14 protein-coding genes are annotated in these 12,636 nt (G+C 46.2%); 11 read left to right on the top strand and 3 right to left on the bottom strand.

Annotated elements, in window-relative coordinates:
- Positions 1-34: 34 nt before the first annotated feature.
- Positions 35-1,126, bottom strand: a complete 1,092-nt coding sequence (locus ACZ5NB_RS05900; protein WP_460232103.1) for a DUF2066 domain-containing protein — start codon at positions 1,124-1,126, stop codon at positions 35-37.
- A 277-nt stretch (positions 1,127-1,403) separates the two neighbouring features.
- On the opposite strand from ACZ5NB_RS05900, the gene purM reads away from it, so the two are divergent.
- The 9 genes from purM to ACZ5NB_RS05855 all read left to right on the top strand — a co-directional run bounded on the left by purM (position 1,404) and on the right by ACZ5NB_RS05855 (position 7,531).
- Positions 1,404-2,459, top strand: a complete 1,056-nt coding sequence (gene purM, locus ACZ5NB_RS05895; RefSeq protein WP_460232102.1) for a phosphoribosylformylglycinamidine cyclo-ligase — start codon at positions 1,404-1,406, stop codon at positions 2,457-2,459.
- Positions 2,460-2,464: 5 nt separating this feature from the next.
- Positions 2,465-3,142 (top strand): phosphoribosylglycinamide formyltransferase, encoded by a 678-nt coding sequence (purN, locus tag ACZ5NB_RS05890; protein WP_460232101.1) that lies wholly within the window; start codon positions 2,465-2,467, stop codon positions 3,140-3,142.
- Between the two features lie 47 nt (positions 3,143-3,189).
- Positions 3,190-3,903, top strand: a complete 714-nt coding sequence (locus ACZ5NB_RS05885) for a DUF3108 domain-containing protein (protein ID WP_460232100.1) — start codon at positions 3,190-3,192, stop codon at positions 3,901-3,903.
- Between the two features lie 592 nt (positions 3,904-4,495).
- Positions 4,496-4,780: a hypothetical protein gene (locus tag ACZ5NB_RS05880; protein WP_460232099.1), complete on the top strand. Its 285-nt coding sequence runs from the start codon at positions 4,496-4,498 to the stop codon at positions 4,778-4,780.
- 91 nt (positions 4,781-4,871) lie between these two features.
- Positions 4,872-5,318 (top strand): hypothetical protein, encoded by a 447-nt coding sequence (locus ACZ5NB_RS05875; RefSeq protein ID WP_460232098.1) that lies wholly within the window; start codon positions 4,872-4,874, stop codon positions 5,316-5,318.
- A 98-nt stretch (positions 5,319-5,416) separates the two neighbouring features.
- Positions 5,417-5,905 carry a hypothetical protein gene (locus tag ACZ5NB_RS05870; protein ID WP_460232097.1) on the top strand — a complete coding sequence of 163 codons (489 nt, stop codon included), beginning with the start codon at positions 5,417-5,419 and terminating at the stop codon, positions 5,903-5,905.
- A gap of 85 nt (positions 5,906-5,990) precedes the next feature.
- Entirely contained in the window at positions 5,991-6,446 is a 456-nt protein-coding gene (locus ACZ5NB_RS05865) for a hypothetical protein (RefSeq protein WP_460232096.1), read from the top strand.
- A gap of 108 nt (positions 6,447-6,554) precedes the next feature.
- Positions 6,555-6,932 (top strand): hypothetical protein, encoded by a 378-nt coding sequence (locus ACZ5NB_RS05860; RefSeq protein WP_460232095.1) that lies wholly within the window; start codon positions 6,555-6,557, stop codon positions 6,930-6,932.
- A gap of 107 nt (positions 6,933-7,039) precedes the next feature.
- Positions 7,040-7,531 carry a DUF6438 domain-containing protein gene (locus ACZ5NB_RS05855; protein WP_460232094.1) on the top strand — a complete coding sequence of 164 codons (492 nt, stop codon included), beginning with the start codon at positions 7,040-7,042 and terminating at the stop codon, positions 7,529-7,531.
- Between the two features lie 424 nt (positions 7,532-7,955).
- Here the strand turns inward: ACZ5NB_RS05855 and ACZ5NB_RS05850 are convergent, their stop codons facing one another.
- Together ACZ5NB_RS05850 and ACZ5NB_RS05845 are read right to left on the bottom strand one after the other, a co-directional pair.
- Positions 7,956-9,110, bottom strand: coding sequence for an IS110 family RNA-guided transposase (locus tag ACZ5NB_RS05850; protein ID WP_464107552.1), 1,155 nt, complete (start codon positions 9,108-9,110; stop codon positions 7,956-7,958).
- 1,335 nt (positions 9,111-10,445) lie between these two features.
- Complete coding sequence (locus ACZ5NB_RS05845) at positions 10,446-11,600, bottom strand: IS110 family RNA-guided transposase (RefSeq protein WP_464107763.1); 1,155 nt, start codon at positions 11,598-11,600, stop codon at positions 10,446-10,448.
- A 124-nt stretch (positions 11,601-11,724) separates the two neighbouring features.
- On the opposite strand from ACZ5NB_RS05845, the gene ACZ5NB_RS05840 reads away from it, so the two are divergent.
- Together ACZ5NB_RS05840 and ACZ5NB_RS05835 are read left to right on the top strand one after the other, a co-directional pair.
- Positions 11,725-12,054, top strand: a complete 330-nt coding sequence (locus ACZ5NB_RS05840; RefSeq protein ID WP_460235012.1) for an EF-Tu C-terminal domain-related protein — start codon at positions 11,725-11,727, stop codon at positions 12,052-12,054.
- Between the two features lie 94 nt (positions 12,055-12,148).
- Entirely contained in the window at positions 12,149-12,553 is a 405-nt protein-coding gene (locus ACZ5NB_RS05835) for a DUF4259 domain-containing protein (RefSeq protein WP_460235007.1), read from the top strand.
- Positions 12,554-12,636 lie beyond the last annotated feature (83 nt).

The following is a 12,636-nucleotide window of genomic DNA, read 5'->3' as shown; positions in this document are numbered from 1 at the left end:
TTTCTAACCATTAATTATTACGATGGACCCACATTTAATTTTGCCATACGTACTTCAATGGGTTTTCCGGCTGCCCCGGTGGAACAGTCGCAACCGCTTGAACCGGTTCTGGCAACATACGGCTATCCAGTGCAATGGCATCCTGTAACAGTTTTACATCAGCTTCAGTCTCAACACTCAATAGCAAGTAGTTGCCAAGCGCGACAGACACATCAACACCGCGAACGATCGCCAAGCCGCGCAAGTAATTTAAGAGTGATACATAATCTTGAAAATGACGAACATCCGCTACCTGCATAATAACCCGCTCGCTTGCATTCCCTGAGGGTTGATAGCCGTATAATGAGAAAAAATAATCTGCGGTTTGGTTAACTCCGGCACCAATAATCTCTAGGATATCCTCGCTATTGATGTCGAACACATCAAATCCGTCACGATGCTTCAGTTGCCACGCTGAACGCCAATCGCCCCGTGACGTTTGTGTCAGGCGCCCCACTAAAATGCTGTCTGCCTGGTAGCGCTCAGACGCTCGAGCAATGGCGTCTTCATCAAGCTGCCAAGCACTTTGCGCGGACAGTGCCACCTGATCTTCCAAATCCATGAGCGGCAGCACGATAGGTACACCACGCTGCACCGCAGATTCAGTGATGACATCAAATAAGGCTGGCTGAGAAGCCGAGCTGGCAATCAACGGCCCACGACCGTCGTCCATCACCAACCACACCAACACACTTGGGCGGTTAGCCGGCCAGATTGAGAGCTGACGATCACGCAACAGCTTGGTAACAGACTCTTGTGAAAACTTAAGTATCAAGCGCCAAGCAGGCGTAGGCTTACCATCAACATCCAGAGTCTCATCGGTAGCTTCATAGCGAAACTCCAGTAAGTAACGGGATGGGCTGCTCAATGCCCCAAGAATGGAGGGGTCCTGTAACACCGCTAGTTGACCGGAAGCACGCAAAATAACCTCGGCCAAACCGTCGCGTGTAGCTTGGTTACGCTCGCTACGGTCTTGGGTAACGACTAATGTCTGATAATCATACAGGTTGACTATTTCAGCTGACGTATGCGATGCAAATTGAACCACCAGTAAAACCAGTAACCCAATAACGAATAGTTTTTTCAATCGTGTGACCCTCAACCCTGTTCCTGTAACACAGTCGCTCTAGACCCTGCTGGCCGGCTATTGTAACAGCGCGCCGCCAGACAAAAAGCCTAGGAGACCTCTATTTTCACGTAGCGCTTTCTCAATTCCACTATTTGTTCATAGAGAACACATTCTGTTCTACATCAACGTCGATTAGCTGTTAAAATGGCGCCCCATTTTGACCAGCCGCCTAATTTTCCAGCGCCGCTATCAGTGACCAGCAACCAACGACGCACAGAGCGAATACATACCGATTATGAGCGATTCATCTACCCCAAGCGACACTCAATCCCTTAGCTACAAGGATGCCGGCGTTGATATCGATGCCGGCAATGCACTCGTCGACAATATTAAGTCTGTTGCCAAGCGCACCCATCGCCCTGGCGTATTAGGCGGCCTTGGCGGGTTTGGTGGACTGTTCGAAATGCCTGCAGGCTATAAACAGCCGGTGCTGGTGTCTGGTACAGATGGCGTAGGAACAAAATTGCGATTGGCTATCGACGCCAACTTCCACAGCACCATCGGGATCGACTTGGTCGCCATGTGCGTCAACGACATTATCGTTACAGGCGCTGAACCACTATTCTTCCTCGATTACTACGCTACAGGCAAGCTAGACGTCGAGGTCGCCACCGACGTAGTCAAAAGCATTGGTGCTGGCTGTGAGCTTACCGGCTGTGCCCTAGTCGGTGGTGAAACCGCAGAAATGCCCGGTATGTACGAAGCAGGTGATTATGACCTCGCAGGCTTCGCCGTCGGCGTTGTTGAAAAGTCAGAGATTATAGACGGCAGCCAAGTCAAAGCTGGGGATGTACTGTTAGGCCTTTCATCAAGCGGCCCACACTCTAACGGCTATTCCCTAGTGCGCAAAATTTTGGAGCGCAGCGGCCAGTCTCTAGACGACCAACTTGACGGTAAAACCCTAAAAGAATGGCTGCTTGCGCCGACACGTATTTACGTCAAACAACTGCTCGATTTAATGAAGACAGTGCCGGTTCACGCACTCTCTCACATAACCGGTGGCGGCCTGCTCGAAAATATTCCACGCGTTCTCCCAGCCAACACCAAAGCAGTAATCGACAGCAAAAGCTGGCAACCTTCCGCCATATTTAACTGGTTACAAGAACACGGGAATGTTGAAGCCAAGGAAATGTACCGCACCTTCAATTGCGGCATTGGTATGGTCGTCGTGGTTGCAAAGGAAAATGCTGACGCAGCGGTGAAGCACCTAACCGACGCAGGCGAAACTGTCGCCATTATCGGTGAAATTGCTCAGGATCAAAATGACGAGCCATTTGTAGAGATCAATTAAACCGTATGAAAACCCTCAATGTCGTCGTACTGATTTCTGGCAGCGGCACCAACCTTCAAGCGTTAATCGACGGTCAACAAGACGGATCGCTGCCCATTAACATAAAAGCGGTAGTCAGCAACCGACCAGACGTTAAAGGTTTGGAGCGGGCACGCCAGGCTGGAATTGATGCTATCACCCTCGATCATAAACGTTTTGAAAGCCGTGAAGCGTTTGATCAAGCACTGATCAAAGCAATAGACAATTACCGGCCAGAGCTCATTGTCCTCGCTGGTTTCATGCGAATTCTTACGCCCGAATTCACCCATCATTATCTAGGGCGGATGATGAACATCCACCCCTCCCTTCTACCTAAATACCCTGGCCTACACACGCATCAGCGCGCGCTAGAGGCTGGCGATAGCTGCCACGGAGTCACAGTGCATTTTGTGACTGAAGAGTTAGATGGTGGGCCACCGATTGTACAAGCCAAAGTCCCCATCATTGAAGGTGACGATGCAGACAGCCTTGCCAAACGCGTGCAAGCGCAAGAACACGTCATTTACCCATTGGCCGTCGATTGGTTTGCGACCGGGCGGTTGCAACTGCACAATGGTAAAAGTATGTTAGATGAGAAACTTTTGCCGGCATCCGGCCATCTAATCGATACAACAGCAGACACAGTGCACAATTCAACACACTAGCGGTCGTCAGGCGCGATCGCTTCCGGACATATAAAGCGGACGCGAGCATGCGCCAAACAGTTTCACAGATCGTCGTATTCTTTGCCCTTCTCACTATTGGGGTATCCACGAGTGCCACCCCTCTTGCAGACTTCGAAGCTACTTATAAAGCAAAATTTCGTGGCTTTGGTATCACCGCGATCCGCAAATTAGAAACTCATCCCGACGGCACGCAAACCCTATCGTTCATCGCCGACAGCCTATTAGCCTCCATGAGCGAAACCAGCCGTTTTCGCTGGAATAACGAACAACATATTGTGCCCCTCAACTATACCTACAAACGCGGCGGCTTAGGCCGCAACCGCACAGCGCACCTAGAGTTTTTGTGGGATCAGCACAAGGTGATAAACAACGTACAAGACAAACCCTGGAAGATGACCATTCCCGACAATGTATTGGATAAATTAAATTATCAATTACAAATCCGCGCTGACATGCTCTCCAAAGGCACACCAGGCGATTACGAAATTGCTGATGGCGGGCGACTCAAAGAGTATAAATTTGAAATACTCGGGGACGAGCTAGTAGACACACCCGCAGGAAAATTTAATGCTACTAAAGTTAAACGCGTTCGTGAAAATGAAGAGCGCCACACTATATTTTGGTTAGCAAAAGACTGGGACTACCTGGTGGTGCGACTACAGCAAAGAGATGACGACAAAAGCTATGAAATTGATTTACATAACGCCATGTTAGACGGCAAGCCAGTGACAGGTTTGTAGTTTTTCTATCAGCGCATATAGCGGCATTACGTTTCCATACTCTTTTACATCCAGCCTCACCTCCCAAGACACACATTACGCAATCCATGCAGCTCTCTTCGCGTTGTTTCACTGACGGTCTGTGTTCAGGTAAAGCATGAGCAATTACCTCGGAAAGACTTAGGAAATCGCGCGACTTGGAGAGACTCGCAACATCGCAATCCCTTGCTGGTAGCGCGCCCCAAGTGTTGCAGCATACCGACATGCTGAACGCTAAACACGGTCATAACACCACACCATCAATGCCCCCCACCCCGTAATTCCCTTTATCCATCGCAACCCCTCCAAACTCTGCAGACTTGGCTGCGAAACACGGATGATATTTTTTAACCAGCTGTTTTCATTGAATTTTTTGTTCTTCTTTTCCCGGCTGCGAAACCAGATATCGACAGACAAGTCTGCTTTTTATCTTGGCGCGATTATCCACATTATCTATAAGTGTTTGTTTTTACGAGAAATTAAGGTTTAAATAGCCACTTTAAAAAATAAATTCGCAGAACCGAGATATGAAGAATAGGTCTGCAGAATAAAACTGTTAAGCATTCAAACCAATATGCCTAGAGAAAAAAGTAAATCTGAAAAATTAGCTGGGAAGTTGATTTCCACAATACAAAAAGTATGGGGAGAGCAAACTGGCGAGCCTGAAGCTGACGAGTCAGAAAAAGTTATGGGGCTAGGTCACGAACTCTTGCAAGCTCGCAGTGTGGACTCCATGAAAGCAATACTTAACGGTCGCTCGGTAGCACAATATATTGGAGACATTTGGCTGCAAAAGAACCCCAGTGTAAAGCCTGTTGTCATCGAGCTAAATAATGAAATATATGGCAACAATGCTTAACAAGGCGTGGTTGGCGCCTTCGGCTGGGACTGCTTCGCTTACGCTCCGCAGCCCCAACACTTGGCGTTATGATTTTTAGCGAGCAGAACTTATGAAGGATCAATTAACCAAAGGCCTGTTATGGGGAGTTGGGTTTTGTAGTGCGGTATTTGGATTCGTACTAGCACTTATAATTATTAACTGGGTGTATCAAGAATTTACAACTCGAAACAATGAACTCCCTGATCCAGTTAAGGTCGCAGATTTTTCAATAGTGAAGTCTAGCTATCGTTTTGTACCAAGTTCTGACGAATTTAGAGGTGGTCTAGTTCTGTCAGGTCAATTAAGTCTGCCTAGCAGGAATAAGTACGGACGCGTAAAAGTTAAAGCCAATGTTTTTAACAACGATGGTGTGTACATCGATACCTGCTATGAGTGGGAAATTTTGGAAACTCGACAGCCTGATGTTTACTTTTTTAAAATTAGTTGCCCACAAGTAACGGATCAATCCCAGTATTCGGATTATGAGTTCGAGGTCTTTGCCTATGAGTTGGAATAATCATAACAAACACGCGCAGCGTGCCGCAAAAAGCGCGGCGGGACTGCCTACACTTCGTTTCGGCAGCCCCTGGCGTGGGCGTTAGTTGTACACGTAGCATGAAAGTAAAATTTGAGAATATACGGCATGGGTGGGTTGACTTCACAATTAGCGACGGTGAAGAAAACATTGTTTCTGATAGCTTTTCTTATACACCATATGACAGTTTCGATGACCTTATAAGCGCGATCGATTCTTTTCGAAAAGAGTATCAGTCAAACGAAGAACGAATAGTTATTCTACACGTAGAACCATACGAGTATGAACTCATCTTTAATGGTACAAATGAAAACGTAAATTTAACTATCACAGGCTATCCCGATTACAAACGAGGTGAAAATAGAGGGCAAGAAATCTATGAGATCTCCGGTAATTTTGAAGAAATTTGCGTTCCATTTTGGCGCGGGCTCAGGTCCTTACAAGGTTTACACTCTGCTAAAGAGCTAGATGAGTTATGGCATAGAGGGTTCCCATCAAGCGCCTTAGATATTCTAAGCTCTAAAATACAAAACCATGAACGGAAAAAAACAACTAACAAAGCAATCTAGCGGACCCAGGCAAGCAATGGCCTTGAAAAGCAGGCCATTAAACGCTTGCCGGGTCCGCTAATTGCGGCGTTAGGTGCTCATCACAATGAAATGGCAGCTACTAATACTAATTCTACTATTTGCTGGTGCGGCTGTGCGAAGCCTATTTACCATCAAATCAGTGCCTGAACGCGTACAGAACCAGTATTCGTTCTCAGTTATCTATCATGCTGTTATTTTGGTAATCTCTGCTTGTATAGCTGTAACTGTACATTTGCTAACTGAATTTAATTTGGGGGCTGTATACATATTTGTGGTGGCGGTACTGTTGCTAATTATCAGTATTGGCCCGTTACCGAAAATTTGGTTTATTTTGGTGTGTGCAGCAGTGGCACCCGCTACCTATAAAGGATATTCCACAATAGAAATTGCAGTGGTGCTATCTGTTTTACTTACATCAATCGTTCTTGGAAGGTACGTAGGCGCGGTTGTCTTTGGAGCTATCTATAAAAAGAATATTGGTGCTGTTGCTACCCAACAAATTACCAGTCGGTGGTTATAGTTATGCACCTAACAAACACGCGCAGCGTGCCGCAAAAAAACGCGGCGGGACTGCCTACACTTCGTTTCGGCAGCCCCTGGCGTGGGCGTTAGGTGTCTAGGTATCACAATGAAGCAATTCGCAATAAGAAGGTTGTATAGCTACTTTGAAGTCTCATCCGAAGAGATTGAAAGTGGTGCTTTTGATGAAAAACTAGAGGCACTTGATGATGAACTAAGAACACTACTTGAAAAGTATGGACTGACTCATCTAGGCCAAGATACTAGATTTATTCCTCAGCAAAAAATGTCCGCTCGCAAATGTGAAAATTGCGAAAATCTCATGATTAATCGAGATAAAAATCCAGCTCGATTTGATAAGGAAGAGCTGTGGATTGATTTAGACACGGATTTTAATGGATTCCTACTGGATGGCGGCACACACGAAGGGAAAGAGTTATGCATGGAATGCTTACCTATTGAACACCGCTGGGGATATTTTTCGTGAGAAATAAGTCAGCACCTAACAAACAGGGGCAGTTTGCCGTAAAAAACACGGCAGGACAGCTTACACTTCGTTTCAGCTGCCTCTGCCCTGGGCGTTAGGGGGCATATGTGAAATTCCGAGTACTAATCGTTTTTGCTCTTTCTGTAGTCTTTCTACCATCCTGCTCAAACGACGCTGGTTTTAGTGACGACATATTAGTGAGCTTGGAGCGAAGTGCTTGTTATGGAGAATGCCCCGTTTACAACTTAAAAGTACTTAAGAGTGGGATAGTTGAATACGACGGTTTTGTAAACGTCGCGATAGAGGGTCGAAAAATATCAAGTATAACGCCTGAACAAATTAATACAATTGAAACAAAATTAGATGGCGTGAAGTTCTTTCGGCTGAAATCGTCGCTGAAGCCAGATAGTTGGGGATGTTCAGATTACTGGTCTGATCACAGTAGTATTACTATCCAAGGCTCCATAGGGACACGGAAAAAGGAAGTTTATACTTATCTGGGTTGTGAATCTAAGCAGGTTGCGAAAGTAATTGAACTTGCTGATTTCATAGATGAAGTCGCAGGTGCTTCTAAGTGGATAAAAGATACTAATGAGTAAAGCCCCTAACAAACGGCTGTTGAGTGCCGCAAAAAGCGCGGCAGGACGGCTTACACTTCGTTTCAGCCGCCCCAAAGCCGGGCGTTGATATGACACCCCCTGTCAATTAAAAACGTAGAAAATCCTACTCAAAAATCGAGAGCATATATTTCAATTAGATTGAGTTAATGCAGAGAGATGGAGTCAGTATCTCGTCGGTTTGATTGCTGATATCCGTGGGTTATCAATAAATACATATTGACCTATCCAACCTTACTTTTTCCGTCGAGGTGCCTGTCTTCTACTCTATGCTCGTGGATCAATAGGCTTACGCCTACTGCCTACCTAACGCCGTCGTGTATTACACCTCCACCGGGACTCGATCACTGACTGCATTAACTCAAAACTGTTTATCACGTGTGTTGCCGCTTACTGCTGTGCTGTTTTACACACGTGGCATTCTGACTAACCGGGTTTTAACATCAACCGGCGTGAGGACGACTTCGTTGGCAATGACCCAGATATAGGCCACCATTTCTCGCGCAATGGCTGATACCACCAAGTTGTAATGTTTTCCGCGTTTCATTAATCGTTGATAGCGTCGGCATAAGCGTACTTGCGCTTTCCACGCAATATCGACAATGTCTTTTGGCAAACCCTCTTGTCGCTTTTGTAATTCAGTCGAGATGTTCGCTGCGTAGCGATAACTGTGCGCACCTTCCGTCAGCAAACGCCTTGCGCGGGTATTTCCGGTTTTAGTGAGACTGCCCACTGTTCTCTTTCCGCCGGTTGAATGTTCGCTCGGCACTAAGCCAATGTAGGCCATCAGCTTACGGGGGTGATCAAAGCGAGAGAGATCACCGAGTTCAGCAATCAACCCAGTGGCGACTAGCAAGCGTACACCACGCATCGCCTGAATGGCTTTAACGACAGGATAGTAGCGCCATTGCTTCACTTGATAAGCTAACTCCTCATCAAGGCGCTTTAATCGCGACATACGTTCGGTGATAGTTTGAATCATTTCCTGTAATACGAATTGCTGTGCAGGATGAGGGAGAATTAACTCCGTTAGCCAGCGTAAGTGTTTGAGTGACCAATTAGCCGTGCCACCATATTGAATATGATTGCGTAATAGAAAGGCTTTGAGTTGATACTTCGCATCGTTCAAATCCCGCATGGCACGTTCACGTGCGCGGGATAAATCACGAATGGATTCATCTTCTGGCTCAGGGACATAGATGGACTTCACATCGCCTGACTTAAGATGTTGAGCCAACATCATGGCGTCGCGGCGATCGGTCTTAATCCGCACGCCAGGCTTTTTAGGTACCAGCGATGGGGCGACCACAAAGCATTGATGGCCTAGCTGTGTTAGCAGTCGATAAATCCAGTAGCCGCAAGGGCCTGCTTCGTAGCAAAAGATGAGTGATGCGCCAGGGAATTTAGACTGCATTTGCCGTGCAAACTTTGTTACCCCTTCCTTGGTGGTTCTAATGCGCCCAATAGGCGATGGTTGAGCCTTAAAGCCGTCCTCAACATACGCCGCTTCTGAGTGTTCTTTAGCTGTGTCTAAGCCTATAAAAATTATGGTATTGTTCATATCGCTAGCCTCCAGTGTTTATATGATTCCAACATATAGTATGGCTCTGGCTATCTAGCTAACCCACGATAACTGGAGGCTAGCACCCTAGGGGGTGTCATAATGTCTATGTGTCTAGGGGATTCAAGTGCACCTGAAAATAATATTAATCTGTCTTGCTGTGAGCTTGGTCGCAACCCCTATTTCCGACATATTATTTATGGAGTTGTACCTGACAACGGAAATGGCGGCTGAGTACAAAATAAATGGTCCTGTCGAGGATGGGTACGTAATTGCGAAGGGTGTGGATTTAACAAAATACTATATATCTAGGCCGCTTTTTTACTTTACACAAAATTTTGGTTCAATATGTACAGTTTTTATAGCTGCACTTATATCTGTATATTCGGCCTTGGCAATAGGTAATAAAAATCGTGAAAACACATAACAAAGTGGCCAAGAATGCTACGGCCGCAAAAAGCACGGCCTGCGCGGGACACGCTTTGCTTCGCGCCGCGTGCCCCTTGCCACGGCGTTAAATATACCTATGCCAGATTACGAGTGGAATTGTCAGTCGTGTGAATACACAAACAATGCTGGTTTGAATAATTGTTCTAGATGCGGATGCCCATCAACAGTCTCAGCCGAAGAGGTCGATCGTTGGAACCCAACCAAGGGTTATTTTGATCCTGATCCAAATTTTCAAGGCAGGTACATTGATCCCAATGGCCTTGTGTTCAGGTTTTTTGGTATTGGCAATTGTGCTGTTTGTAATAAGGAAATATCTCTCAAAGAAAAAGAGTGCTTACATTGTGGTCACGTGTTTACTGAAAACGAAATTATCGATATGCGGGTTGAGTATAGAGTTAACATGCTTAAAGGCGTTACTCTAGGCCTGATTGTTTTTCCTTGTTTAATAGCACTCTTTTTATATTGGAAATGAAAATGGTATTTAACAAATCAGGGTTGTCGCCGTTGGCTGGGACGCTCCTGGCGTCGCGCCCCAACCTGAGGCGTTGATATGACACCCCCTGTCAATTAAAAACGTAGAAAATCCTACTCAAAAATCCAGAGCATATATTTACATTAGATTGAGTTAATGCAGAGAGATGGAGTCAGTATCTCGTCGGTTTGCTTGCTGATATCCGTGGGTTATCAATAAATACATATTAACCTATCCAACCTTACTTTTTCCGTCGAGGTGCCTGTCTTCTACTCTATGCTCGTGGATCAATAGGCTTACGCCTACTGCCTACCTAACGCCGTCGTGTGTTACACCTCCACCGGGACTCGACCTGCCACTGCATTAACTCAAAACTGTTTATCACGTGTGTTGCCGCTTACTGCTGTGCTGTTTTACACACGTGGCATTCTGACTAACCGGGTTTTAACATCAACCGGCGTGAGGACGACTTCGTTGGCAATGACCCAGATATAGGCCACCATTTCTCGCGCAATGGCTGATACCACCAAGTTGTAATGTTTTCCACGTTTCATTAATCCTTGATAGCGCCGGCACAAGCGTACTTGCGCTTTCCACGCAATATCGACAATGTCTTTTGGCAAACCTTCTTGCCGTTTTTGTAATTCCGTCGAGACATTGGCCGCGTAGCGATAACTGTGCGCACCTTCCGTCAGCAAACGCCTTGCGCGGGTATTTCCGGTTTTAGTGAGACTGCCCACTGTTCTCTTTCCGCCGGTTGAATGTTCACTCGGCACTAAGCCAATGTAGGCCATCAGCTTACGGGGATGATCAAAGCGCGATAGGTCACCTAATTCTGCAATTAACCCAGTGGCCACTAATAAACGTACGCCACGCATCGCCTGAATGGCTTTAACGACAGGATAGTAGCGCCATTGCTTCACTTGATAAGCTAACTCCTCATCAAGGCGCTTTAATCGCGACATACGTTCGGTGATAGTTTGAATCATTTCCTGCAATACAAATTGTTGTGCAGGATGCGGGAGAATTAACTCTGTTAGCCAGCGTAAGTGTTTGAGTGACCAATTAGCCGTGCCACCGTATTGAATGTGATTGCGTAATAGAAACGCTTTAAGCTGATACTTGGCATCGTTCAGATCACGCATAGCACGCTCGCGCGTCCGGGATAAATCACGAATGGATTCATCTTCTGGCTCAGGCACATAGATGGACTTCACATCGCCTGACTTAAGATGTTGAGCCAACATCATGGCGTCGCGGCGATCGGTCTTAATCCGCACGCCAGGCTTTTTAGGTACCAGCGATGGGGCGACCACAAAGCATTGATGGCCTAGCTGTGTTAGCAGTCGATAAATCCAGTAGCCGCAAGGGCCTGCTTCGTAGCAAAAGATGAGTGATGCGCCAGGGAATTTAGACTGCATTTGCCGTGCAAACTTTGTTACCCCTTCCTTGGTGGTTCTAATGCGCCCAATAGGCGATGGTTGAGCCTTAAAGCCGTCCTCAACATACGCCGCTTCTGAGTGTTCTTTAGCTGTGTCTAAGCCTATAAAAATTATGGTATTGTTCATATCGCTAGCCTCCAGTGTTTATATGATTCCAACATATAGTATGGCTCTGGCTTTCTAGCTAACCCACGATAACTGGAGGCTAGCACCCTAGGGGTTGTCATAATGTCTATGTGGCTGGAGAACTATGCCAGTACCTAGAGATATAGAAGCAGAAATTTACTTCCTCACAAAAGAGGAAGGTGGTCGCTCATCTCCAGCGTTTACTGGATACAGGCCACAATTTTATTACAACAACCAAGATTGGGATGCTTCACATATCTACCCTGATGTAGAGGTTGCTAATCCCGGAGAAACAGTTCGAGCTTATCTGGGTTTTCTTAGCCCTAAAGAGCATTTCGGAAAGGTGTACGTCGGTATGGAGTTTCTTATTAGAGAAGGTGCTCGTACGGTCGGCAAAGGTGTCGTAACTAAAATTTTAGAATTAGAGCAGTCAGCAAGCCGTGCCAATCAATAAACCACATAACAAGCGCAAGCAGGCAGGGACAAATTTTTCGCTCGCGCTACAAATTTGCCCCTGTTGCGGGCGTTAGCTTTACGGAGATTTGAACTTGGGTGCATGGGGTGAAGGTTCATTTGAAAATGACGATGCTGGAGACTGGGCTTACGAACTTTGTGAGTCTAACGATTTGCTAGTTTTATCAAATGGACTAAGAAGAAGTATATTTGAATACCTATTTCTCCAGGCACCCAAAGCATCGGTAATAGTTGCAGCTGCTGAAACAATAGCCTCTGCGAAAACCGGTGACTACACTAGGCTGCCGAATGATGTTCAAGCCTGGGTTAGGCAAAATAATTCTCTAAACTTTGCAGAATTGAAGAAACCTGCTCTAAGTGCCCTGCGCGCAGTAATGCGAATTAACTGTGAGCTCAGAATGCTATGGTATGAAGATAAGGAAATGGGCGATCAATGGGCCTCAAACATAAGCGGTTTAATCAAACAGCTGGAAAGCTAACAAGTGCAAGCTGTACGGACAAACTTTCCGCTACGCTACAAGTTATCCGCAGTTGCAGGCGTTAGTTGTACAAGGAGAGTGTA

This window comes from Aurantivibrio plasticivorans (assembly GCF_055392955.1).
This window is presented reverse-complemented; position numbering and strand designations above follow the sequence as displayed.